Below are 23,303 nucleotides of genomic sequence, written 5' to 3'. Positions count from 1 at the left end.
GTAGGCTAGGAGGTTGAACCCGTTGGGCAATAGTCTGTAGATAGTATGTAGTTGAGTAATTTAGAAGGTACGGTTCTATATCTACTGGTTTTTGAAATACCCGCTATCTAGGCAGAGCAGTTGTCTCATTGAGAAACGGCATAGCGTAATCTAATTATATTTTGCAGTAGCATTGCGGTTTTCAGGTATTGATATTAAAGAGGGAAACCAACCTTAACGATCACTCCTGTTTCATCCTCTCTGTCATACAAGGAAAGATGACCCTTATGGAAGGTGGCAATCATGTTTGCGATGTAAAGCCCTAATCCAAGATGAGGAGAGTGTGCGCCATGTTGTATATCGTTCTCTTTTCTTACCGAAACCATAGATTGGGTGAGCTGATTTTTCATGCCTTTTGGTAAAAGCGGGCCTGGGTTACTTACAGTAAGTACAGCCTGCTTGTCCCTCTTTTCAAGAGCGATGAGTATTTCATCGCTGTCTTGGCTGAAATCTACTGCATTTGAGATAACTTTATCAAAGAGTTGAGCAACAAGTTCAGCAGAGCCGTACACCATCATAGAATTATCTGTTGTTGCAAACTTCCACTGACGCTTTGCATAGGCATGCCTGTAGCCATCAACACAGCCCTTTATCACTTCAACAATGTTGAAGCTTGCCATATCTTCCTGCGCGATAGCTTGTTCTAATCGCGTCGCCTCACTCATGCTGTTTAATATACTGCTCAAACGATTCACACCCGACTGGGCCCGTTCTACAAACACCGCCTGCTGGTCAGCATCGCTCACGTGAGTCAGCATATCCAGTGACGATTTCACCACTGCTATAGGCGTTCTTAATTCGTGAGATAAGCGGGATGCCATGTTTTCTAGATAAGAATTGTACTGCTGCAGCCGCGAGAGTACATCGGCAAACGAGCGGGACAAGTCACCAATTTCGTCACGTTGATTCGATATCGGCATAGTGCCAATGATTTTCCCATTGTCATCAATAACGGCCTCAGTATTGTCGCGAAGGGAGCGAATGCGATTTGAGATTCGCGTGGCGAATAATAAGAGTCCTAATGTGCCTATGGTCATAACTGCCAAAATAACGTGGAATAGCTGCTCTAGTGCCCGGTTTCGCAGGGTGCGAATACCATTCGTCGTTTGCTCTACAATAACCGCTCCCATCACATTTCCTTCAATAAATATGGGGTAGGCTGCAGAAAGAATTATGGCCTTGTTATCGGGGGATAAACGCCAGAGTGAATCGGGCTGTCCGTTAAGTGCGGTCCCTAAATCCTGTCCAGCAAGTGCGTAAGCATCGTCTAGTTCATCAACAAAATCTGACGGTGGTCTAGTAAGAATCTGATAATAAATAGGTAGTAACCACTCACTTTCTATCCAATGCCAAATTGAATTTGATGGTGCTTCTTTCTCGTCTACTTTAATTCCCGTTGCAGACTGGATGTTGCCTGCCCGAGCAAGTACTCGTTTGTGTTTGTCCACAACCCACACCCGCGAGTCGGCATATTTAAGCCCTGCCAATATGCGCTCAATTTCAGGTGATGGCGTTATAACAGTACCAAGCTCAGAGAGTTGATTAGTATTCGCTGTGCCAATGGCATATTGTTTTAATCGGCTTACCGTATCGTCAACATCTACAATAGAAAACGCTAACCCGCCGGTGGTCATTGATAAAGGAAAACGCAGTTCAATGTTATAGCCAACTGCGGTTTCTTGCCACCGTCCCTGAATAGACAGCGCGTTTTCTACCGCTCTTATTGTTGCAGTATTGTCCGAAAGTTTGTAAGCATTTACCCAGCCACTTTCATAGGGAGCAACCACGTATCTTGCTAACTCACCCTGAGGAGTTTCCAGACCTATGAGCAAGTGGTCGCCTGTTTCAACACTTAAACTGTTAGGCTGTCGCCACAGCAACACGTCGTCATTAACTTCAAACATGGCATACAGAAATTGTCCATAGCGCCCCACCATATGCTTAAACGATAAACTTGTTGGCTCGCCCTTATATGCATTGTAATACTCAATAACCTCGTCACTACCATACTCACTCATCAAAGCACCGACTTGCTGCCAGTCGTTGAGTTCTCCATCAAGTCGAATAGGCGATGGAATGGGAGGCGCATAAAGGTCAGTGCCAGGGCGTACGTCTTGAAGATAAGCTGATTGGCTGTCAAATAGGGCAGGGCGCTCATGAAGTGCGGTGGCAACAGCTCGGGCAGTCCCTATCATGGTTTGCTCTTGACCATTTCGCAGGTACTGTTCAAGTTCCCAGACGTAGTTATAACCCAGGTAGGGAATAGTGAATAGGAACAGCGACAGCACCATAAGCTGAAGGCGGATAGAAAAGCGAAATCCCATGGTCTTAGACGGTTGCCTTTGTTGTGCTAAGTTTAATTTTGTCTTCGCGTAAGCTATTTAAAGCTGCCAGCGATACCCCATGCCGTAAACTGTGTCGATATGATCGAAGTTTGAGTCGAGCTGCACAAACTTCTTACGCATACGCTTAATGTGAGAAGTAATCGTTGTGTCATCAACCACCATTCTAGACTCATCCATGAGTTGTTGACGACTCTTCACATGACCTGGGCGCTTGATTAGCGCATGTAACATCCAAAATTCGGTAACTGTGAGTAAGACGGGTTGGTTTTGCCAGCTTACGGTCATTCTTGACACGTCTACTTTCAAGTCTCCTACTTTTAACTCATCTTTTTGGTCAGTAGGTGCTGCGAGTAAGTCTGTGCGCCTAAATAGAGCAGCAATACGCGCTAGCAAGTGGGCCATACTTATATCTTTAGTCAGATAGTCGTCAGCACCCATTCGAAGGCCGCTGATAGTGTCTACGTCATTATCCCGAGCGGTGAAAAAGATAATGGGGAGGGTTTGTGACAGGCCTCTTAGTTGCTGACACAACATAAAGCCCCCTTCTATTTCATCTTTCAAACCAATATCAATAATGGCTAAGTCGGGTAAGGTGTGGTTAAACGCTTCGGCAGCAGACGGCCTATCTTCATAAGCATTTACGCTATAGCCCTGCGCTTTAAGCGCCATAATGTAATTTTCGCGAATGGCCGCGTCGTCTTCCACTAATGCAATTGTCTTTGGCATACATTAATCCGCAAATATAAGTCATATAAAGTGCACACTATACCTATGAATGAAACCTATTGCCTAAGTTCGACATAAAATCCATAAGCCTGCCTCAATTACGCCATAATTGAGGCGCGTAAAGCGTTACCTTCACCCGCATAATACCTTTGAACCTGGCTATTACACCGCTTAATGGAGCCAAATACAGGCGACGAGGATATGGGGGGAAGCATCACAACATTTCCATAATTGCGTACTTTTTCTGCCATGAATATCGCGTTTAATGATGGGGTGCTGTTAAACAATATACCTACGGTAACACGCCGCGATGACGAACACTTTAAATCTCGCTGAGTGGGTACTTATCTATGCGGACTAGTACTATTTGTATGTTGCATAAACAGTACCGTAGAAGCGGTAAGGCTGAACTTCTACGTTAAAAAGCTACCCCTTGCGCTGCGTGCTTCCCCAACGGTACGCAGCGCTTTTTTATGGCGGGTAAAAGGTGTTTTAGGGCTTAGAATCTAAACACGCCCTAGTCTGGCGCCTTCAACGTTTCGCTTTTCAATCTGACAAGCAGACTTGAAAATGGTGTTTTCGCTATTACCTTGTGAAATAGCAGAACTCGATTCAACAGAACTGCTTTAAACAACCACTAAACGCGAGTGTATTCATTTAATAGCATGAACTAGGTTACACTTCGTTAGTTGATTTCTAAATCTCTCTAAAGTTGGTTAGGGCGTGCTGACCTTTGGTGCACATCAAAGGTCAACACGTCTTAGTGGACACACTCTCACTACGGGCAAATCATGAAAGCGTTGGACATTACAGGGTTAACCAAAACCTATAAAGGTGGCGTACAGGCATTAAAAGGCGTCGATCTTACGGTACAAGAAGGGGACTTTTTTGCTTTACTTGGTCCCAATGGGGCGGGTAAATCAACCACCATTGGTATTATCAGTTCTCTTGTAAATCAAACCAACGGCAGCGTTTCCGTGTTCGGGTACGATTTAACAACGCAGAAAGAGCAAGCGAAAGCATGCATTGGTTTGGTACCACAAGAATTTAACTTCAATCAGTTTGAAACGGTACTGCAAATTGTACTGAATCAGGCGGGGTATTATGGCGTGCCACGCAGTGTGGCCAAAGAGCGTGCTAAGAAGTACCTTGCTCAATTAGATTTGTGGGAAAAGCGGGACGCACGGGCCCGCGAATTATCTGGCGGTATGAAGCGCCGGCTTATGATCGCTCGGGCGTTAATGCACGAACCGAAACTGCTTATTCTTGATGAACCAACGGCTGGCGTAGATATTGAAATTCGTCGCTCAATGTGGGGGTTCTTAGAAGAAATTAACCGTCAAGGGATCACTATTATTCTCACCACGCACTATCTTGAAGAAGCGGAGATGCTGTGTCGCAACATCGCAATTATCAATAAGGGCACGATTGTAGAGAACACCAGCATGAAGGCGCTATTATCGAAGCTAAATGTAGAAACCTTCGTGCTTGATATCAAGCTACCGGAAAACGCCGTAGAGAACGACATGTTGCTCATTGGCTTCGAGCATCGCCTTATTGATGATCATACGCTTGAAGTCGATGTTGAAAAAACCGAAGGCCTAAACCCAGTATTTACGCAATTAAGCGAAAAGGGAATACAGGTCATGAGTATGCGCAATAAATCAAATCGCCTTGAAGAGTTGTTCGTACGTTTAGTTGAATCGGCCAAGCAGGCTGGCTAAGCGAATAACGGAGAAGGTAAAAAACAATGAAAACTGAAAGTACGTCAATGAACACAGAACAAAATGTGGGATGGTTTAAGCAAAATTACGTTGCACTCACCACTATTTGGATAAAAGAGTGCACGCGTTTTTTACGCATATGGGTACAAACCCTTGTACCGCCTGCTATTACGATGAGCTTATACTTTGTCATTTTTGGCAGCCTGATCGGCAACCGTATAGGTCAAATGGGTGGCTTTACCTACATGGAGTTTATTGTACCGGGTCTTATCATGATGTCGGTGATTACAAACTCGTACGCTAATGTCTCTTCATCTTTTTTCAGCGCTAAATTTCAACGCAATATTGAAGAGTTATTGATATCACCCGTGCCCACGTCAGTGATTATTCTTGGTTATGTCGGCGGCGGCGTAGCGCGAGCCATACTTATAGGCATAATCGTTACCCTGGTGTCGCTCTTCTTTGTGGATGTGCAAATACATCACCTAGGTATTATTGCACTCACGTTACTGCTCACTTCAACTCTTTTTGCTACGGCAGGGTTAATCAATGCCATATTCGCTAAAACTTTTGATGATATTAGCGTAGTGCCGACCTTTATTCTAACGCCACTCACCTATCTGGGGGGCGTATTCTACTCACTTACGCTGCTACCAGAGTTTTGGCAGTGGGTAAGTAAAGCTAATCCTGTTGTGTATATGGTGAATGGTTTCCGCTATGGGTTCCTAGGCGTGTCTGACGTGAACGTAACGTTGTCGCTAAGTTTACTTGTGGGCTTTAATGCGCTGCTATTTAGCGTAGCGTATTACCTACTTAAAACCGGCAAAGGTATTCGTAGCTAATGGCAAGCGGTAACTCAAGAGAAATCACAACATCGCAGGTGGGTATTCACGATAAGCTAGATGACCTAGTGAAAAAATATCAGATCAGTGAAAATAAAAGACCTATCAGCGAACATACGCAATCAGCCTTTGATGAGGTTTGTGCCTGGCTCAACGCGTTTGATGGTGAAGTTATTTTAGATTCTTGCTGTGGCGTAGGGGAAAGTACGGCGAATATAGCCAGAGCTAATCCCGATGCCCGGGTTATTGGCATTGATAAATCAGCACTACGGATAGACAAGCACGAGCATTACAGTGCGCAGCAGGATAACTATCGGGTGATCCGCGCAGACGTCAATGACTTTTGGCGTCTTGTAAAGCAATCTGATTGGAATGTTACTCAGCACTTTCTGCTATACCCCAATCCGTACCCTAAAAAGACCCAAGTCCAAAAGCGCTGGCATGGCAGTGCGGCCATGGTGGATTTGATGGCGATAACGCCTAATATTCAGGTGCGCAGTAATTGGCTGATTTATTTAATGGAATTTGCGCAAGCAGCAAAGCACTACGGCATGGTGTCAGACTTATCTGAAGTAACCGGTGAAAACCATATGACGCCCTTTGAGCGAAAGTATCGGGGAAGTGGACAGTCTTGCTGGCAGCTAAACTGTCGTAGCGAAGAAAGCTAGGAAAACCAGTAAAAAGACTCGTTTAGTACCGGTTCTCGTTAAGATAAAGACGAATTAATACTTGGTCTTACAGGGCGGGTTTACCGATTTACTCCAGCAAACCTTGTTAGAGCGTATCGCTCTAACAAGGTTTTTTTAAGGTTTGTTCTGCGCGATACGCAACGGCTTTACGTTTTTACAATACACATGCATTGTCAAAGTTAATGGCGCGCATTGGCGCTGCGGACATTCGCCAATGGTGGGCTAAAAACGTAGCCTTGTGCATAGCGTATAGGAAGCCGTTTAACGCACTCTAAGTGCCCCTCGTCTTCGACTTGCTCGGCAATGGTGCTGATACCATGACGCTCACAAAGCAGCAGCAGGTAGTCAACGTATTCTTTCACTGCGTCTTGTTGGTCGTAGTGTTTTATTAGCCCCCCTGCCAGCTTTATCCCTCTTATTGGCAAATTCACGAGTGCACGTATATTCCCTGGGCAAGAGCCTACATTATCTATAAAGACACCTAGTCCCGCGTGCACACTTTTTTCGATAAATGCGGTCAAGCCTTTGGGGTTAGATAATGCGGTCGAGGCGCTTACTTCAATGCTTACGCGCTCCGGCATAGGGTAGCTAGCTAAGTGCATAACTAAGGTATTAGTGAGCGCTTCATTATATAAATCCCTGGCAGTAATGTTGATGTTCCAGGGAATATTGACATCGTGAAAGTAGCTTGCGCATTGCACAAACATACTTGCTGCGAGCGTGTTTACATGTTGCTCTCGTTCAATTAGGTAAAGAAACTCACTTGGAAGAAATGTTTTATCGCCTTGAGTGATAAGTCGTGCTAAACATTCATATCGCCAAACTCCCTGACTCTGTAAGTCCACGATAGGTTGGAAATAAGGCACGATATCTTCGATGGAGAAGTTCTCGGATATTTCGCGTATGGGCATAAACCGACCTCCTTGCGTTGACGTAATCATAGTGTTTGCAGGTTTGATTGCTCATTAAACGTGGCTTATATAGCAGGTTTAACATCAACACTATTCACAAATTAAATATAGTAGAGAGTCTGAAACTTTGCGGCGCTAATTTTAAAGTAGTAATGTGTGTGTCACTGGAAGCTTATTAACGGTAAAGCGAGTTTAAATGCTAGCTCGTTTATACGTTAAATCTGACTAATCAGTCTGCATTGCTGGTTTTGTGCAACGAATTGCTAGGCGCTGCCTCTTGGCGAGCTAGGCAATCTGATGTAAAGTGCGACACCCTGAAAGTGTTGTGATAAGTTTTCAGGTTTGGCAACGAATGGACCGCGCCAACAGGCTTCAGCTTAACCGGTATTGCTTTCGGGTGAGCTCGCAGCTAGCTGCACTGATAAAGGCATGCTAAATGGCTGAAAGGAAAAGTAAGTGTCAGGCCGGTGTCCTACAAAACCGCCTGTTGATTTCGCCTAATAAAAGATAGTGCGAAATGTGTGAATGTTTTAAGTATGAGGTGTGTTGAGTGGGTGAAGCGCAAGTTAGTCTAGAGCACCTGTTTAGGGTCTTTACCAAACCTGAACACAAAGACTCAAAGCTTGCTCAAATTGAGCAGCATTTATCTGACAATATCTTAGATTTTTTGTCGCAGCACGTAGTGACAAAAAAGACATCGTTAGAAGAAATTGAAAAAGACTTCTCAGACTCGAAAGTACCTGAGTCACCAGAGTTTGTCTCGACGCATGCCGAAAGCTTACTTGATAAGCTCGTCGCTCATTCTGTTAATACCTATTCCCCCACGTTCATCGGTCACATGACCTCTGCGCTTCCTTATTTTCACTTACCCCTTTCCAAGTTGATGGTGGGGCTTAATCAAAATCTAGTGAAAATTGAAACGTCGAAAGCCTTCACGCCATTAGAGCGGCAGGTGCTAGGGATGATGCATAACCTAGTGTACGACCAACCACAAAGTTTTTATGACGAACATTTGCACAGTGCTGCCCATTCATTAGGCGCATTTTGCTCTGGTGGTACTATCGCTAACATCACGGCATTGTGGGTAGCGCGAAACAAACTTCTTGGTCCACAAAAGGGGTTTTCAGGGGTGGCGAAAGCCGGTCTTGCAGCGGCATACCGACATCTCGATATAAACAATTTAGGTGTAATGTGCTCTAAGCGAGGTCACTACTCGCTGTCTAAAGCCGTTGACGTACTTGGTTTAGGTCGCGACCAGCTGCTTACCATTCCAGCTCCACAACAAACCCTTGACCCAGCGAAAGCACTTCGTATCGGCAAGCGTTATCATGAAGAAGGCAATAAGCTGCTGGCTATTGTCGGCGTGGGTGGTACAACCGAAACCGGGCATGTGGATCCTCTCGATGAGTTGGCAGACGTTGCTAAAGAGTTAGGTTGCTGGTTCCACGTAGATGCAGCCTGGGGTGGAGCAACGCTTTTCTCATCACGCTACCGCGATAGGTTAAAAGGTATTGAGCGAGCAGATTCGGTAACTATTGATGCTCATAAACAAATGTATGTGCCTATGGGCGCTGGCATGGCATTGTTTAAAGATCCGCAAAACGCCAATGCAGTAAGACATCACGCTCAGTATATTCTTCGTGCAGGCTCGAAAGATTTAGGTGCGACTACACTTGAAGGCTCACGGAACGGTATGGCTATGATGGTGTATTCGGCGCTACATATCTTCGGTCGTAAGGGCTATGAACTGCTTATCGATCGCAGTATTGATAAGGCAAAAGATTTCTCGCACATGATTGATAAAGCGCGAGACTTTGAGCTGACTACTACGCCTACTTTATCATTACTGACGTACCGTGTGTGTCCCGAAGAAGTGCAAGAGAAACTCAAGCACGCCGATGCAAAAACGCGTAACGCCATTAACGAAAAGATTGATGCCCTTGTTGTTGCGGTTCAAAAGCAGCAGCGTGAAGCGGGTAAGTCGTTTGTTTCTCGTACCCGTTTAGAAGCGCCTGATTATCCTTCCCAGTGCATAACGGTATTTCGCGTAGTTTTAGCCAACCCGTTAACTAGCCACAATGATTTGGCGGCGATATTGGCAGAGCAACACTTGATTGCGAAAGAAACGCAGGCGTGGAAAGAGCTAATGGAATTTGTTCGAGAGTTAGAAAAGGTTGCGTCCTAGCCCATCCAATTAAATAAACGCCCGATATCGCAGCCGCTATATTGGGCATTTTTTATTGTTGAATTACGCAGCGCGCTACAATACTAGCTGACTGTATAAGCCAAGTGGCAGGCGTAACTATCGCGTAATTTGAAGGTTATCAATAAGCCGAGTTTTACCCATAAACATAGCAACGAGCAAAACCAGCTCTTTGTCGGTTTCTTTTGCTGCCTGAAAAGTACTCGCGTTAACTACCTGACAATAATCTTTCTTAAAGCCTTTGGCTTCAAGGTTAGCGATCATCGTCTCTTCTAATGCTGTAAAGTTAACGTTGCCTTTTTCGATGGCGCTTTTTACGCGCTGCATTTCTTCATAAATAGCACTGGCGGTAGCCTTTTCTGTCTCAGTCAGATAGCCATTGCGCGAGCTCATTGCTAACCCAGAGGCCTCGCGCTCGGTAGGTACACCATGAATCCTAACCGCCATTGATAAATCGTGAGCTAGCGCACGAATTACCTGAAGCTGCTGAAAGTCTTTTTCGCCGAAAAAAGCGTCATCAGGCTGCACCATGTTAAACAGCTTAGTGACAACAGTAGCGACACCGCGAAAATGACCAGGGCGGCTTGCCCCGCAATGAGAATCTGAAATGCCGGGTACTTCAACAAAGGTCTGAGCGTCGAGACCCGCAGGGTAGATTTCTGCAACGCTGGGTAAGAATACCGCATCAGCTCCAACGGAAATAAGTTTGGCCTTGTCTTCTTCAATTGTGCGGGGGTAAGCGTCTAAATCTTCGTTTGCCCCAAACTGCATAGGGTTAACAAAAATACTTACGACAACTCTATCGTTGTGCCCCTTCGCTTTTTTAACAAGTTTCAGATGACCATCGTGCAGGTTCCCCATTGTGGGAACAAAGCCAACGGTTTCGCCATTTAGCCGCCATGCATTAACGGTAGTGCGCAACGCTGAAATACTATCAACGACTTTCATAAATAACCTCGTTACTCGAAGCTGTGTTCAGCAGAAGGAAACGCACCGCTTTGTACATCTTCAATATACTTCGATACGGCTTTACGCATATCGCCTGTTTCTACTAAATAGTTTTTTGAGAATTTAGGCATATAGTTAGCGCTTATACCAAACATGTCGTGCATTACCAGAATTTGACCGTCGGTATCTTTACCTGCGCCAATACCGATAACTGGGATAGTGAGTGCTTCGCTTACGGCTTTGCCCAACGATGAGGGCACACACTCAAGCACTAATAATTGCACGCCAGCTTCTTCTAGCGCTTTCGCTTCGCTAAGTAGCTTTTCTGCTTGGCTTGCTTCTCGGCCTTGTACTTTAAATCCACCAAATACGTGCACTGACTGTGGCGTTAAACCTAAATGGCCACAAACAGGTACACCGCGCAGGTTCAGCCCTTTGATGGTGTCGCACAACCAACTACCGCCTTCCATCTTTACCATACTTGCACCTGCTGCCATTAAGATGGCAGCGTTGGCATAGGTTTGCTCTGGCGTGGCATAAGACATAAATGGCATATCGGCTAACACAAAAGCGCGCTCGGTACCGCGGCGTACACTTTTAGTATGGTAAGCAATATCCTCTATGGTGACTGGCAGCGTATCGTCTTGACCCTGGAGAACCATGCCTAAAGAATCGCCTATGAGCAATGCATCAACGCCTTGCTCATCGAACATTTTGGCGAAGCTGGCATCATAAGCGGTTAAAGACGTGATCTTTTCCCCGGCTTGCTTCTTCTTAAGCAGGCCCGAAACTGTTACTTTCTTCATGACATGTCTCAGATTGATATTTGTTGATATCGTGTGGCGAACTATACGGATTTTGAGGCTAATTGGAAGTGCGTAGGCGACGAAGCCCGTCTAGTGAACAGTTGGCTACCCACGCTGAAATGGGTTTACCGTCGTACATAACCATATTAGGTGCAATCTCGAATAATGGCACCATAACGAACTCACGCTCAGCCATTCCATAATGGGGAATGATTAAGTCTGCGGTATCGATATTTTCGCTGCCATACAGCAAAATATCGAGATCTAGGGTTCGTGGCCCCCAACGCTCGCCTTTGCGCTCACGCCCCTCTTCCAACTCAATACGTTGAAGCTGCTTAAGTAACCCATGAGGTTTTAACGATGTTTCTATAAGGCAAACCGCATTTATATAATCTGGTTGATCTTGTGGGCCCATAGGCTTACTCGCGTAAAGCGATGAAACCTTAAGTACTCGCGTATCTTCAATTTCACTAATAGCTTCAAAGGCACGCAGGGCTTTACCTTGGCTATCACCAAGGTTGCTTCCAATACCGATGTAAACATGTTCTTTATTCATCAGGACCTCGTTTCGCAGGTTTACGCTTGCGCTTGCGCGGTGGTCCTTTTGCTCCGCCTTCACTTTTTCGAAGGGCATTGAGCATCCCTTTTTGTTTACCATTGTCCGCGTGCTGGAAGTGTGTCCACCACTGAGCTAGTTCAAGAAGGTCGCCACCTTCTATTTGGCCTCTAACTAGCAAGAAGTCATAGCCAGCTCGGAACTTAGGGTGTGTGAGAAGTTGAAATGCACGGCGCCCGAAACGTTTCGGGAGGCGTTGCTGTAAAATCCAAACATCACGTATCACGGTAGAGAAGCGCTTGGGTATCATAATACGTTGAATCTGACGCGAAATAACCTCGCCAGAGGCAATGTTAAACGCATCAAAAGCATTTAAGCCAGACTCACTTTGCAAGCGCTGCGATTGTTCTTCAAGAGGGTACCAGAGTAACGCCGCGTACAAAAATGCCGGTGTAACGCGCTGATTGCTATTAATACGCTCATCGGTATTGGCAAGAACCCGTCGAACAAACTGCATTTCTCGACTGTTTTCGTCTTTTAAAAACGGCGCGAGCTGTGGGAATAAAGGTTCAATTAAGCCGTATTCGTGCAGCATCAGAAAGGTATCTTCGCCTTTACCAGACAAAAACAGCTTTAGTGTCTCTTCAAATAAGCGCGCTGGTGGAATGTTCTGCAAAAGATTGGCGAGTGACTTAATAGGCGCTGCGGTTTTCGCCTCTATTCGCATTCCTAGCTTAGCGGCAAAGCGCACTGCACGTAACATACGAACAGGGTCTTCACGGTAGCGTGTCTCTGGATCGCCAATGAGCTCAACTTCTCGTTTTTCGATGGCGGCGAGGCCATTGGCAAAGTCTTTAACCGTGAAGTCGGCAACGCTGTAATACATGGCGTTAAAGGTAAAGTCACGACGTTCGGCATCTTCTTCTATAGTCCCAAATACGTTATCCCGTACCAGTTGACCTTCGGCATCACGCTTTCCTAATGATTTACCCTTTGGAAGGTCATCATCTTCGTCTGATTCTTGGTGATGCCCTCTGAAGGTCGCCACTTCAATGATTTCACGGCCAAAAACAATGTGTGCAAGACGAAAGCGCCTTCCTATTAAGCGACAATTTCTGAACAAACCTTTAATCTGTTCAGGAGTAGCGTTGGTCACCACGTCGAAGTCTTTCGGTTCGTACCCCATCAAAATATCGCGTACACAGCCACCTACCAAATAGGATTCAAAGCCTGCTCCATTAAGGCGATACATTACTTTCAATGCATTTGCGCTTACGTCTTCACGAGATATACCGTGTTCTCCACGGGTCATAGTCCTAGGCTTTAAAGCGTTAGGTGACGAACTCTCTTTTGAAAAAGCGCGCTTAACAGATTTAAAAACACGATGAATGATGATGGTATCTCCGCAGACTATAAAGGTTCGTTATAATAAGTTGATTCATGCTGTGGAACAATAATTTCGGGCGTTTTCGCTACTTTTTTCCTATCCCACGCTGATATTGCTTCCGTTAACACTGTGCTGACGTCCTCAAAAGCCGATGCATTCGGAAAAGAAAAGCCAAGGAAGCGCATAACTCGCACAATGTTGTCGATGGGTGTTTTGTTGTTAACCGGAGCAGCTCGGTTTTGTTTGCTAAGCTTGCGGCCTGGGGCAACTGCCGCAACCGGGATGTGTCCATATTCAGGCGCTGTATAACCAAGGGCTACATATACAGCGCGCTGCAAGGGTGTCACGTCAATAAGATCGCAGCCCCGAATGACATGGGTTACATGCTGAAAAACATCATCAAGAATAACAACAAGGTTATATGAAAATAAGCCGTCTCTGCGCTTAAGCACAACATCTTCAGTAGATATTCTTCCGTCGCTTGAAGCGTCATTGATATTATCGTGTACGTCGCTTGGTGAAAGAAGCGGTTGAGGCTTAACCTCGCCCATTATGACATCGTAAAAGGGGGCGAGTTGTGTATCAAGTTTTAACCTTATAGCGCTATCTACTTTAGGGCTGGATCGCGAGGCAGAGATACCCTTGTTACGACATTGCCCGTTGTAAATGCCGCCCATCGCTTTAATTTGTTTTCTGGTACACGCGCAATAATACGCGAGCCCATCATTCATCAATTTGTCGAGCACAGCTTGGTAACGGGCATGCTGCCGGCTTTGATAAATTACCGTATCGTCCCAGTGAAGGCCATGTGCTTCAAGGGTAACGAGAATATCTTTATCGATTCCGGCAATACAGCGAGGCTCGTCAATGTCTTCCATGCGTAATAGCCATTTTCCGCTTTGACTTTTAGCGTCGAGATAGCTTGCAACGGCAGTTACTAGCGAACCGAAATGAAGTTGACCTGAAGGCGAGGGGGCAAAACGCCCTACATACTTGTTATGCATAATAAAGACTTAACAAAAAGCCCCATCTTTTCGGGATGAGGCTTTCTATAACAACATTAACGAGGCTAGTGAATTAACCTTGTAGCTGCTTTTCTTTGATTTCAGCCATTGTCTTACAATCGATACATAAATCAGCTGTAGGACGGGCTTCTAAACGGCGAATACCTATTTCGATACCACATGAATCGCAGAAACCGAAATCATCTGCTTCAATCCGCTTAAGCGTTTTTTCAATTTTCTTTATTAGCTTGCGCTCACGGTCACGTGTGCGTAATTCTAGGCTAAACTCTTCTTCTTGAGCTGCGCGGTCTACAGGGTCAGGGAAGTTTGCGGCTTCATCCTTCATGTGAGTTACCGTACGGTCAACTTCTTCGCGAAGTTGGTTACGCCACGCTTTAAGCAATAGTCTGAAGTGTTCTAATTGGGCATCGCCCATGTACTCTTCATCAGCTTTAGGCTCGTACGGCTGCAAACCTGCCAGCGCTAATAGTCCTAGGGATTTTGTTTCTTTTCCTGTTGGCATTTGCCACATCTCCTACACTACGACATCCATCTTGTCCTGATTGGACCGATATCTATATCAGACTCGACAACTTCAGGCAATCAATCGTGTCTATGTAATTATTATGCTGGTGTATCATTTTTATCATTTAGCCAGGTGGCTACCAGCAATCGAATTAGTGCGTTCTCCCACTAAAACAAGGCGCAAATATGAAGGCGAAATGAAAAAAATCAACCTATTTTTTACAAAATCAAAGGGAGTGTTTGATTTAATAGGATTTTTTGTTCGTCTATTATACAGCCTGCAGCAGAGACCGTTACACCAGCGTTAGCGGCAATCTTTACGCTTTTAGCATAGGTTGGATCAATGTGGGTTGCGACCTGCACACTCTTTATCGCCGTATGCTGAACACAAAACAGCAAAGTAGTTTTAACGCCACTCTCTGCTAAGCGAGCAAGTTCTAAACAATGTTTAGCCCCCCGTTGTGTTACGGCGTCGGGAAAAAAGCCTTTATCTGTATTTGCTAATGTAACCGACTTTACCTCCATGTATTCAACTATGTCGTTAAGCTGCGTATCTTTGCGCATTAATTGGAAGTCGAACCGGCTGTTGGCTAAAGGCGGTGTTACTTCAGCTTTCCATGAGGTTATGTCAGAAAATTGATCCAAGACCTTGTTATCTAGCGCTTCTGCCACCAACTTATTAGCATTGTGCGTATTAATGCCGATGAAATGGCCGTCGAAAGTTTGTGCGAGTTCCCAAGTGTATTTCAGCTTTCGATTAGGATTGGTCGACTCGCTAAGATATACCGTGTAGCCGGGCTCGGCACAGCCTGTCATGGCGCCAGTGTTAGGGCAGTGTGCAGTAACGATAGCCCCATTATCAAGCTCAACGTCGGCAAGAAAACGCTTGTATCTTTTTATTAGGGTGCCACGTAGTAAAGAAGGTGAAAACTTCATGAGTCGCCTCTTTGTAAATAATTAGTTTGAAGCCGCTAATGTGTGATGGAGTCAAAATACGCTCAACGTGAATAATATTCATTGAGAAGGCTCAAGTTTTTAGGCTCTCAGTTTATAGGCCGATATACTAATACACTGCTTCAAGCCGTAAGGCAGTTTATCAAACGCAAGAGAGTAACAAACATTCGACTGAGCGCAAAAAGCGTTCATCAATATTATAACGATGTATAAGGAAAAGACGCGATGGCAGATTTTACCATTAGCCTTTCGACAAACAGCGCAGATGCTGTTTGGGGCGAAAATGCAAAGCTTTCTTTTAATGAGTCAGGTGCAGTTATTCATCTGCCTGACGACAAGCTTAACGAGCGTTTTATTCAACAAGCAGCCAGGAAGCTAGATGGCTTAAACTTACCCTCAGTAACCTTGGTGGGAGACTGGCATAAAGAGCAACAGTGGGCTTTTGCATTGAGCTTTACCCGTGCCCGTAAACCTGCATCAATTAAGTGGGCAGACACGAATGACAAAGCTGCGCTCGAGCAAGAGTATGCAGCGCTCCTGTTCACCCGTCAGCTTGTTAATGATACACCAGAAGATTTAAGCCCTGAAACCCTAGCTACGCGGGCGGCGCAATGGATCAAGTCATTAGGTGGTGATAACGTCACTTACTCTATGACGGTTGGAGAAGAGCTTAAGGAACAAGGTTGGATTGGTATTTACAACGTTGGCCGCGGCAGTGAACGTCCACCGGCAATGTTAGTATTAGACTATAACCCTACAGGTAAAGAAGATGCGCCTGTTGACGCTGTGCTTGTCGGAAAAGGAATTACCTTTGATAGCGGCGGTTACAGCATTAAGTCTAGCGAAGGTATGCTAGATATGAAGTGCGATATGGGCGGCGCAGCGACGGTAACAGGTGCTTTAGGTCTTGCCATAACGCAGGGTATTGAAAAACGCATTCAACTTATTCTTTGCTGCGCAGAAAACCTAATTAGCGGTCATGCTTACAAATTGGGCGATGTGTTGACCTATAAAAATGGTGTTACGGTCGAAGTGGTTAATACCGATGCTGAAGGGCGATTAGTGCTGGCTGATGGACTAATGGCGGCAACGGAAACGGGGGCGCCACTCATTATCGATGCGGCAACGTTGACGGGCGCAGCAGCAGTGGCGCTCGGTTCCGACTATCACGCAGTATTTTCGTTAGATGACAATGCTCGCGAACAAATGCTTCACGCAGCAAAAGAAGAAAACGAGCGCTTTTGGCCGCTTCCACTTGAAGATTTTCACGCCGAGCGTTGTCCGTCAGCATTTGCAGATACCGCTAACAGTAGGCCAATGAAAGGCGGCGGCGGTGGTGGTGCGTCAAATGCTGCAGGGTTCCTTTCGCGCTTTGTAAAACCTGAAGGCTGGATACACCTAGATTTAGCTGCGGCATACCATGGCGGCGCAACATCTGAAATGCCGGTGGGCGCAACTGCGAAAGGTATTCGCTCTATTGCTAGAGTCCTAAAGGATTATAGCGCGTAAAGGTCGATTTAGGCGTGAACGGTTTCGTACAAGCTACTCTTGTACGTTGCCTTTACCTAAAACGCTATTTAACAAAAGAGGGGCGCGATGATAAACGTTGCGCCCCTTTCTCGTTAAATGCCACCTAAGCGTTCGGCGAGCTGTTTGTAGCGTTCTACGTCTGAGCTGTCAAAAAGTGGGTTGCCATCTGTGTCTTTGTCTTTAGACACTAATAAACTCTCTCGCTCGAGGCGTTCAACCCTAACATCTTGTACGCCGAGATAGGCTGCCACTTCTTTAACTGTCATTAAACTCATTGTTTTTCCTAGTTTTGATTATTGGTATTAAACCTCTGCGTCGGGCAAAATACTTATCAATTTTAATTACATCAAAAGTTCGCTCGATAAAACATTACCTAAACGGTGTAAAGGTTAGGTTTTCGGGTAAGTCATCTTTTCGTACTTTAAAGTCATTTAAGCGCATTAGCGCTGAAATGACCTGCAAGCAGTCAACCTGACATTAACTTGCCACTTTATCGTCTTTTTAGTTAAGCGCATTTCGGCGAATTTTCGACTATTTTTTGTGTTTTTATTAATTTTAGCCGAGTTCGGTCTTACAGCACGGGCGACGTAAGAGGCATTTGACATGCAAAAGGTGTTTTTAACTCAGGTCGCTTGGTTTACCATTGCGCGCGAATAGCCCCAAACTTGAGTTATACTTGGCGGTTTACATAAATAACGGGCATATGCTCAATTTCGGAGACACGAAGAATATGGACACTTGGTCTGCTGCCATCATGCTCTTTTTGATCATGGACCCCCTTGGTAACCTTCCTGTGTTCATGTCGGTCCTCAAGTCTATTGAGCCGAAAAGACGCCAGTTTATTCTCATAAGAGAGTTGTTGTTCGCCTTAGGTATCCTGTTTCTTTTTCTTTTTAGCGGGCAATCGGTGCTTAACTTTTTAAATGTTGAGCAGGAAACGGTGAGCATTGCTGGTGGTATAATTTTATTTTTGATAGCACTTAAGATGATATTTCCTTCATCGGGCAGTACAAGTGGTCTCGCCGTTGGCGAAGAACCCTTTCTAGTGCCGCTGGCTATCCCCATGATTGCTGGTCCATCAACGTTAGCCGCGTTAATTTTACTTGCTAATCAGGCCCCCGATAGAATGGCTGACTGGTCGATAGCGCTCGCAGCGTCGTGGACAATTAGTGCAGTAATTTTAATGTTTTCAAACATTTTCCATAAAGTTTTAGGGGAGCGTGGTCTAGTTGCTATGGAACGATTAATGGGTATGATCCTGGTTATGATTGCCATCCAGATGCTTCTTGATGGCGTTACCAAATATTTCATGCATGCCACTGGAGCACTGTAAAAATGGTAAAGCAAAAGCTTAATACATTCGGGCGGGTTCGTGCCCTAGAAGGCTGGAAAGCCGTTGCATTTGGCGCTGCGTTGCTCGAGCGTATGTTGCCAAACTATGCTCTTTTTTGTGAATTAACTGAAAGTGGCGATGCAGATGCGCTGCGTAACTGTTTAAATTTGGTGTGGGAAACGCTTAAGTCACCAAAAAGCAAATTCAATATTGCTGTTCAACTGGAAAAGGTGGAAGTAGCCACGCCAGATACCAGTGACTTTGATAATTATGGCGTTTATCCGGCTATCGACGCTGCTATTGGTTTGGCTGCATTGTTGAACCTGATAGCGGGTGATGATCCCCAAGGTGCGGTTGTCATCAGCAAATTATCTCAGGGAAGCGTTGAAGCTTACTTGCTTGCTACTGAAGAGGCCGATGATGAAAGCGTCAAAGCCCATCCGTTAATGGCGTTTGAAGTCGAAGTGCAAAACGAACTCCTCGACTATGTGGAACAAGCTAAGTATCCGGCAAAAGCTGTCGATGAGTTGAAAGCCCTTGCCTTGGAGGCTGGCATTTCTAATATTGGCCTAGAGCTGTAATTTGTTACTTACTCCAAGTTAGTCTTATCTATGCGGATTGGTATAAATGCAAATATCAATGGAAAAGCAAGGTTGGTATTTGCATATTGTTGGCGACAAACAAATTTCTCAACGGCACGTGTTCTTCAGTATTGCGCGACTTATAGCACCTCAATAAGCATATATCTCAGCGCGCTAGTTTGCTTTTCTTTAATAATCTGCCAGTTGTCAGGTAGAGCGGGCGTTGTCAGTGAACTCTCATGCTCCAAATACACCACGCTACCACTTTGCACTCTATTATTTTTTTCTAAAGACGTGAGCGAGGGCAATACCAAGTCTTTGGCAAATGGTGGGTCGACAAAAACAATGTCGTAGGGGGCCGCGCTAGTGCTGTTCAAAATACTAAGCGCATCACCTTGGTGAACACTGGCTGACGCCACTTCGTTTGCTTTCAGTAAAGCGAGATTGCTTTCAAGCTGAGCTGCCGCATGTTTATCAAGTTCAATAAAATCGCAATGAGAGGCATAACGAGAGAGTGCTTCTAAACCTAAGCCTCCGGAACCCGCAAAAACATCCAGGCAGCGAGCGCCATTTACGTAAGGCATTAACCAGTTGAAAAGCGTCTCTTTATTTCTGTCAGTTGTCGGTCTTAACCCTTCTGCATCTAGCACGGGTAGCTTTCTTCCACGCCACTGACCACCAATAATTCTAATTTGACCATTGCTATTTGGCCTGTGGACTTTGGCATTTTTGTAAGAATGCTGTTTTTTTGCAGAAGATGATGCCCGAGTAGGGCGAGAAACTCGCTTCATAGTGTCTGACAGTGGTATCATGCGTTCATTCAGTAGGCGGCAAGTGTAGCCGAATTTGCTAAGAATTTATAAGGATTTGTCCTAACGATGTCGAAACTTTTTGGCTGGTTCAGCAAGAACAAAAAAGCAGAGAAACAAAAAGCGCAAGCGGAAGAAGAAGCGCGCGCGAAAGCCGAGGCAGAAGCACAGGCTAAGGCGCAAGCGGAAGAAGAGGCGCGCTTAAAGGCCGAGGCAGAAGCACAGGCTAAGGCGCAAGCGGAAGAAGAAGCGCGCTTAAAGGCCGAGGCAGAAGCACAAGCGAAGGCGCAAGCGGAAGAAGAATCGCGCGCTAAAGCCGAGGCAGAAGCACAAGCCAAGGCGCAAGCGGAAGAAGAAGCTCGCGCGAAAGCCGAGGCAGAAGCACAAGCTAAGGCGCAAGCGGAAGAAGAAGCGCGCGCTAAAGCCGAGGCAGAAGCACAAGCTAAGGCGCAAGCGGAAGAAGAAGCGCGCGCTAAAGCCGAGGCAGAAGCACAAGCCAAGGCGCAAGCGGAAGAAGAAGCGCGCGCTAAAGCCGAGGCAGAAGCACAAGCTAAGGCGCAAGCGGAAGAAGAAGCGCGCGCTAAAGCCGAGGCAGAAGCACAAGCTAAGGCGCAAGCGGAAGAAGAAGCTCGCGCTAAAGCCGAGGCAGAAGCACAAGCGAAGGCGCAAGCGGAAGAAGAAGCGCGCGCTAAAGCCGAGGCGGAAAACAAGCCCAAAGAAAAGAAATCCCTTTTTGCACGTTTAAAAGAAAGCCTATCGCGCACGAAAGAAAATTTAGGCAGCGGGATTGTTAGCCTGTTTAAAGGTAAGGCGATAGATGACGAGCTGTATGAAGACCTTGAAACGCAGCTTTTAGTGGCAGATGTGGGTATGGACACCACTCAGAAGATCATAAACCACCTTACTGACAGTGCCTCTCGAAAAGATCTTAAAGACGCGGAAGCGTTACTAGAGATAATGAAGCAGCAGATGTCAGGCATGTTGTCACAAGTCAATCAGCCCTTACCTGATGTGATGAAGGCTCATGACTCTAGCGAAGGTCCTTTTGTCATTTTAATGGTCGGGGTAAACGGTGTGGGTAAAACCACCACCATAGGAAAGCTGGCCAAGCAGTTTCAGCAAGAGGGTAAGAAGGTCATGCTTGCTGCAGGTGACACGTTCAGAGCAGCAGCGGTTGAGCAACTTCAGGTATGGGGCGAGCGAAACAATATTCCTGTTATAGCACAGCACACTGGCGCTGACAGTGCATCAGTGCTTTATGACGCGCTTGAGGCGGCTAAGTCTCGCGGTACCGATATATTAATTGCAGACACCGCCGGGCGCTTGCAGAATAAAAATAACTTGATGGAAGAGCTTAAGAAAGTGGTTCGCGTGATGAAGAAGATTAATCCAAACGCGCCTCACGAAGTTATGCTTACGTTAGATGCGGGTACTGGTCAGAACGCAATTAGCCAAGCGAAGTTGTTTAACGAAGCGGTGGGCTTAACGGGTATTACCCTAACTAAGTTAGATGGTACTGCGAAGGGTGGCGTTATCTTTTCTATTGCTGATAAATTTAATATTCCTATTAGGTATATCGGTGTAGGTGAAAGCATTGACGATTTACGCCAGTTCGACGGACAAGAATTTATTGATGCGCTGTTTAGCGAAATGGAAACACCGGAAAGCTAAAACCAGTAAGCGTTAGGGAAAAAGAATGATAAAGTTTGAGCAGGTAAGCAAAACCTATCCGGGCGGTCAGCGCGCGCTTAGTAAAGTGAACTTTCATATCGCGCCAGGCGAAATGGCCTTTTTAACAGGGCACTCTGGCGCAGGGAAAAGTACACTGCTCAAACTTATAAGCCTTATGGAACGCCCAACGGTGGGACGGGTTCTCATCAACGGCCACGACCTTAATGCTATTACTCGCCGAGATATTGCCTATATCCGTCGTGATATAGGGATGATTTTTCAGAGCCACCAACTGTTGATGGACAAGTCAGTTTTTGACAACGTGGCTTTGCCTCTAGTCATTGAGGGGTATACTCACAAAGAAATACGTAAGCGTGTGGAAGCAGCCCTTGAGATGGTTGGTCTTAGAGATAAAATCCGTTGTTTGCCCATCACCTTATCAGGGGGCGAGCAACAGCGTGTTGGAATAGCTCGTGCTGTTGTCAACAAACCTCCCTTACTACTTGCCGATGAGCCTACGGGTAACCTTGACCCTAAATTGTCCATGGAGATTATTCGTCTCTTTGAGGATTTTAACCAGGCAGGTGTGTCAGTGTTAATTGCTACTCACGATCTGGGTCTTATTGCCCGAATGCGATACCGTACTTTAACGCTCAAAAACGGACAAATGATTACCGATGGCCTGACCGACGGCCTTGACTATGGCACTTCAGATAGCGGTGAGGGAGACTGGTCATGAGTATATTATTCAAAGGGCGAGCGAAGGGAGCGTCTTCTGCTAAGGTGGGCTTTCTTCAATCTATCGTCATGTTTTTTGTAAGTCATGTGCGACAAGCGTTATCGAGCCTGGGCGAGCTTTGGCGCCAGCCACTAGCATCACTAATGACTATAGGTGTATTGGGTCTAAGTATAACCTTACCCAGTACTCTTTATATCATGGTTAAAAACACGGAAAAAATAACTGCAGGCTGGGACCAGGCCTCGGAAATTTCGTTATTCTTGAAACCTACTATGAGTGCCGCAAGTTCACAGCAGTTGGTGGCTAGGCTGAATACATGGCCTGAAATAGACAGTGTTGTTTACATTCCTGCCGATGATGCGCTTAGGGAGTTTCAGCACTTATCGGGGCTAGGTGATGCGATTGCTTACCTTGAGAAAAATCCGCTGCCCGATGTAGTACTCGTCACGCCAGCTGAAAAATATGCATCGCCCACCGCTGCAAAAGCATTGTTAGACAAGCTTCGTCAGCAGCGAGAGGTAGATATTGGTAAGCTTGATATTGAGTGGTTAGAGCGACTATATGCAGTGATTGATATCGCCCGAGACCTTGTCACGTTAATTGGGCTTCTGCTTTTCATTGCAGTCGTGCTTATTATCGGCAACACCATCCGCCTCAACATACTCAATAAATACGACGAAATAGTGGTGATGAAGCTGGTTGGAGCCACCGACGCATTCATTCACCGTCCATTTCTATACACCGGGTTTTGGTATGGCCTGTTAGGCGGTCTTATGGCCTGGTTTGCTGTAATCATAATATTGTGGTGGATGGATAGCAGTATCACTACCTTCGCGGCCATGTATCAAAAAGACTTTAATATTACCGGTCTCACTGGAACCGCATTGCTGACTATGCTTGGATTATCAGTGCTTTTAGGTTTACTGGGCTCACTCATCTCAGTTCAGCGACACGTTAGAGAAATAGAGCCAAAATAAATAG

The 23,303-nt window shown here is 45.7% G+C and carries 22 protein-coding genes; 10 read left to right on the top strand and 12 right to left on the bottom strand.

Features of this window, described 5'->3' with window-relative positions; translation table 11 throughout:
- Positions 1–194: 194 nt before the first annotated feature.
- Positions 195–2,363 carry a proteobacterial dedicated sortase system histidine kinase gene (gene pdsS, locus ACM0P2_RS17965; protein ID WP_159119373.1) on the bottom strand — a complete coding sequence of 723 codons (2,169 nt, stop codon included), beginning with the start codon at positions 2,361–2,363 and terminating at the stop codon, positions 195–197.
- 57 nt (positions 2,364–2,420) lie between these two features.
- Positions 2,421–3,110, bottom strand: coding sequence for a proteobacterial dedicated sortase system response regulator (pdsR, locus tag ACM0P2_RS17960; RefSeq protein WP_159119372.1), 690 nt, complete (start codon positions 3,108–3,110; stop codon positions 2,421–2,423).
- 791 nt (positions 3,111–3,901) lie between these two features.
- Here pdsR and ACM0P2_RS17955 point away from each other — a divergent pair.
- The 3 genes from ACM0P2_RS17955 to trmB are packed head-to-tail and all read left to right on the top strand — an operon-like array spanning position 3,902 to position 6,344.
- Positions 3,902–4,834, top strand: coding sequence for an ABC transporter ATP-binding protein (locus tag ACM0P2_RS17955; RefSeq protein ID WP_159119371.1), 933 nt, complete (start codon positions 3,902–3,904; stop codon positions 4,832–4,834).
- Between the two features lie 26 nt (positions 4,835–4,860).
- A complete protein-coding gene (locus ACM0P2_RS17950; RefSeq protein WP_173360585.1) occupies positions 4,861–5,676 on the top strand; it encodes an ABC transporter permease in 816 nt (271 codons plus the stop codon).
- A complete protein-coding gene (gene trmB / locus ACM0P2_RS17945; RefSeq protein WP_159119370.1) occupies positions 5,676–6,344 on the top strand; it encodes a tRNA (guanine(46)-N(7))-methyltransferase TrmB in 669 nt (222 codons plus the stop codon). Before ACM0P2_RS17950 ends, trmB begins: the two co-directional genes overlap by 1 nt.
- A gap of 200 nt (positions 6,345–6,544) precedes the next feature.
- Here trmB and ACM0P2_RS17940 read toward each other — a convergent pair whose 3' ends face one another.
- The gene (locus ACM0P2_RS17940) at positions 6,545–7,276 is read right to left on the bottom strand and encodes an EAL domain-containing protein (protein WP_159119369.1); all 732 of its coding nucleotides are present in this window, start codon (positions 7,274–7,276) and stop codon (positions 6,545–6,547) included.
- 550 nt (positions 7,277–7,826) lie between these two features.
- Here ACM0P2_RS17940 and panP point away from each other — a divergent pair.
- Positions 7,827–9,461, top strand: coding sequence for a pyridoxal-dependent aspartate 1-decarboxylase PanP (gene panP, locus ACM0P2_RS17935; protein ID WP_159119368.1), 1,635 nt, complete (start codon positions 7,827–7,829; stop codon positions 9,459–9,461).
- Between the two features lie 117 nt (positions 9,462–9,578).
- Here the strand turns inward: panP and panC are convergent, their stop codons facing one another.
- The 7 genes from panC to sfsA all read right to left on the bottom strand — a co-directional run bounded on the left by panC (position 9,579) and on the right by sfsA (position 15,641).
- Complete coding sequence (gene panC, locus ACM0P2_RS17930) at positions 9,579–10,427, bottom strand: pantoate--beta-alanine ligase (RefSeq protein WP_159119367.1); 849 nt, start codon at positions 10,425–10,427, stop codon at positions 9,579–9,581.
- Between the two features lie 11 nt (positions 10,428–10,438).
- Positions 10,439–11,233 carry a 3-methyl-2-oxobutanoate hydroxymethyltransferase gene (gene panB, locus ACM0P2_RS17925; protein WP_159119366.1) on the bottom strand — a complete coding sequence of 265 codons (795 nt, stop codon included), beginning with the start codon at positions 11,231–11,233 and terminating at the stop codon, positions 10,439–10,441.
- A gap of 58 nt (positions 11,234–11,291) precedes the next feature.
- Positions 11,292–11,789, bottom strand: coding sequence for a 2-amino-4-hydroxy-6-hydroxymethyldihydropteridine diphosphokinase (gene folK, locus ACM0P2_RS17920; protein ID WP_159119365.1), 498 nt, complete (start codon positions 11,787–11,789; stop codon positions 11,292–11,294).
- Positions 11,782–13,101 (bottom strand): polynucleotide adenylyltransferase PcnB, encoded by a 1,320-nt coding sequence (gene pcnB / locus ACM0P2_RS17915; protein WP_159119364.1) that lies wholly within the window; start codon positions 13,099–13,101, stop codon positions 11,782–11,784. Before pcnB ends, folK begins: the two co-directional genes overlap by 8 nt.
- Positions 13,102–13,199: 98 nt before the next feature.
- A complete protein-coding gene (gluQRS, locus tag ACM0P2_RS17910; protein WP_159119363.1) occupies positions 13,200–14,180 on the bottom strand; it encodes a tRNA glutamyl-Q(34) synthetase GluQRS in 981 nt (326 codons plus the stop codon).
- Between the two features lie 73 nt (positions 14,181–14,253).
- Positions 14,254–14,703 carry an RNA polymerase-binding protein DksA gene (gene dksA, locus ACM0P2_RS17905; protein ID WP_105932256.1) on the bottom strand — a complete coding sequence of 150 codons (450 nt, stop codon included), beginning with the start codon at positions 14,701–14,703 and terminating at the stop codon, positions 14,254–14,256.
- A gap of 221 nt (positions 14,704–14,924) precedes the next feature.
- The gene (sfsA, locus tag ACM0P2_RS17900) at positions 14,925–15,641 is read right to left on the bottom strand and encodes a DNA/RNA nuclease SfsA (RefSeq protein ID WP_159119362.1); all 717 of its coding nucleotides are present in this window, start codon (positions 15,639–15,641) and stop codon (positions 14,925–14,927) included.
- Positions 15,642–15,884: 243 nt separating this feature from the next.
- On the opposite strand from sfsA, the gene pepB reads away from it, so the two are divergent.
- Entirely contained in the window at positions 15,885–17,168 is a 1,284-nt protein-coding gene (gene pepB / locus ACM0P2_RS17895; protein ID WP_159119361.1) for an aminopeptidase PepB, read from the top strand.
- Positions 17,169–17,281: 113 nt separating this feature from the next.
- Here the strand turns inward: pepB and ACM0P2_RS17890 are convergent, their stop codons facing one another.
- Positions 17,282–17,464: a MerR family transcriptional regulator gene (locus ACM0P2_RS17890; protein WP_105932177.1), complete on the bottom strand. Its 183-nt coding sequence runs from the start codon at positions 17,462–17,464 to the stop codon at positions 17,282–17,284.
- A gap of 455 nt (positions 17,465–17,919) precedes the next feature.
- On the opposite strand from ACM0P2_RS17890, the gene ACM0P2_RS17885 reads away from it, so the two are divergent.
- Complete coding sequence (locus ACM0P2_RS17885) at positions 17,920–18,522, top strand: YhgN family NAAT transporter (RefSeq protein WP_159119360.1); 603 nt, start codon at positions 17,920–17,922, stop codon at positions 18,520–18,522.
- A gap of 2 nt (positions 18,523–18,524) precedes the next feature.
- Positions 18,525–19,103, top strand: coding sequence for a YjaG family protein (locus ACM0P2_RS17880; RefSeq protein ID WP_159119359.1), 579 nt, complete (start codon positions 18,525–18,527; stop codon positions 19,101–19,103).
- Between the two features lie 140 nt (positions 19,104–19,243).
- Here ACM0P2_RS17880 and rsmD read toward each other — a convergent pair whose 3' ends face one another.
- The gene (rsmD, locus tag ACM0P2_RS17875) at positions 19,244–19,915 is read right to left on the bottom strand and encodes a 16S rRNA (guanine(966)-N(2))-methyltransferase RsmD (protein ID WP_159119358.1); all 672 of its coding nucleotides are present in this window, start codon (positions 19,913–19,915) and stop codon (positions 19,244–19,246) included.
- A gap of 66 nt (positions 19,916–19,981) precedes the next feature.
- Here rsmD and ftsY point away from each other — a divergent pair, with 66 nt between their 5' ends.
- From ftsY to ftsX, 3 genes are read left to right on the top strand one after another with little or no spacing between them, the layout of a single operon-like run.
- A complete protein-coding gene (gene ftsY, locus ACM0P2_RS17870; protein WP_419226933.1) occupies positions 19,982–21,583 on the top strand; it encodes a signal recognition particle-docking protein FtsY in 1,602 nt (533 codons plus the stop codon).
- Positions 21,584–21,608: 25 nt separating this feature from the next.
- Positions 21,609–22,322 carry a cell division ATP-binding protein FtsE gene (gene ftsE, locus ACM0P2_RS17865; protein ID WP_105932182.1) on the top strand — a complete coding sequence of 238 codons (714 nt, stop codon included), beginning with the start codon at positions 21,609–21,611 and terminating at the stop codon, positions 22,320–22,322.
- The gene (gene ftsX, locus ACM0P2_RS17860) at positions 22,319–23,299 is read left to right on the top strand and encodes a permease-like cell division protein FtsX (protein ID WP_159119354.1); all 981 of its coding nucleotides are present in this window, start codon (positions 22,319–22,321) and stop codon (positions 23,297–23,299) included. Before ftsE ends, ftsX begins: the two co-directional genes overlap by 4 nt.
- The last annotated feature ends 4 nt before the right edge of the window (positions 23,300–23,303 follow it).

The organism is Alteromonas sp. OM2203 (genome assembly GCF_048517045.1).
In the GTDB taxonomy this organism is placed as follows: domain Bacteria; phylum Pseudomonadota; class Gammaproteobacteria; order Enterobacterales; family Alteromonadaceae; genus Alteromonas; species Alteromonas gracilis.
The sequence above is the reverse complement of the archived record's forward strand: the minus strand, read 5'-3'. Positions and strand labels throughout refer to the sequence as shown.

Bases quoted from the DNA above. Each gene is read 5' to 3' on its own strand.
- pdsS (WP_159119373.1), bottom strand. From the start codon at position 2,363: ATGGGATTTCGCTTTTCTATCCGCCTTCAGCTTATGGTGCTGTCGCTG.
- pdsR (WP_159119372.1), bottom strand. From the start codon at position 3,110: ATGCCAAAGACAATTGCATTAGTGGAAGACGACGCGGCCATTCGCGAA.
- ACM0P2_RS17955 (WP_159119371.1), top strand. From the start codon at position 3,902: ATGAAAGCGTTGGACATTACAGGGTTAACCAAAACCTATAAAGGTGGC.
- ACM0P2_RS17950 (WP_173360585.1), top strand. From the start codon at position 4,861: ATGAAAACTGAAAGTACGTCAATGAACACAGAACAAAATGTGGGATGG.
- trmB (WP_159119370.1), top strand. From the start codon at position 5,676: ATGGCAAGCGGTAACTCAAGAGAAATCACAACATCGCAGGTGGGTATT.
- ACM0P2_RS17940 (WP_159119369.1), bottom strand. From the start codon at position 7,276: ATGCCCATACGCGAAATATCCGAGAACTTCTCCATCGAAGATATCGTG.
- panC (WP_159119367.1), bottom strand. From the start codon at position 10,427: ATGAAAGTCGTTGATAGTATTTCAGCGTTGCGCACTACCGTTAATGCA.
- panB (WP_159119366.1), bottom strand. From the start codon at position 11,233: ATGAAGAAAGTAACAGTTTCGGGCCTGCTTAAGAAGAAGCAAGCCGGG.
- folK (WP_159119365.1), bottom strand. From the start codon at position 11,789: ATGAATAAAGAACATGTTTACATCGGTATTGGAAGCAACCTTGGTGAT.
- pcnB (WP_159119364.1), bottom strand. From the start codon at position 13,101: ATGACCCGTGGAGAACACGGTATATCTCGTGAAGACGTAAGCGCAAAT.
- gluQRS (WP_159119363.1), bottom strand. From the start codon at position 14,180: ATGCATAACAAGTATGTAGGGCGTTTTGCCCCCTCGCCTTCAGGTCAA.
- dksA (WP_105932256.1), bottom strand. From the start codon at position 14,703: ATGCCAACAGGAAAAGAAACAAAATCCCTAGGACTATTAGCGCTGGCA.
- sfsA (WP_159119362.1), bottom strand. From the start codon at position 15,641: ATGAAGTTTTCACCTTCTTTACTACGTGGCACCCTAATAAAAAGATAC.
- pepB (WP_159119361.1), top strand. From the start codon at position 15,885: ATGGCAGATTTTACCATTAGCCTTTCGACAAACAGCGCAGATGCTGTT.
- ACM0P2_RS17890 (WP_105932177.1), bottom strand. From the start codon at position 17,464: ATGAGTTTAATGACAGTTAAAGAAGTGGCAGCCTATCTCGGCGTACAA.
- ACM0P2_RS17885 (WP_159119360.1), top strand. From the start codon at position 17,920: ATGGACACTTGGTCTGCTGCCATCATGCTCTTTTTGATCATGGACCCC.
- ACM0P2_RS17880 (WP_159119359.1), top strand. From the start codon at position 18,525: ATGGTAAAGCAAAAGCTTAATACATTCGGGCGGGTTCGTGCCCTAGAA.
- rsmD (WP_159119358.1), bottom strand. From the start codon at position 19,915: ATGATACCACTGTCAGACACTATGAAGCGAGTTTCTCGCCCTACTCGG.
- ftsY (WP_419226933.1), top strand. From the start codon at position 19,982: ATGTCGAAACTTTTTGGCTGGTTCAGCAAGAACAAAAAAGCAGAGAAA.
- ftsE (WP_105932182.1), top strand. From the start codon at position 21,609: ATGATAAAGTTTGAGCAGGTAAGCAAAACCTATCCGGGCGGTCAGCGC.
- ftsX (WP_159119354.1), top strand. From the start codon at position 22,319: ATGAGTATATTATTCAAAGGGCGAGCGAAGGGAGCGTCTTCTGCTAAG.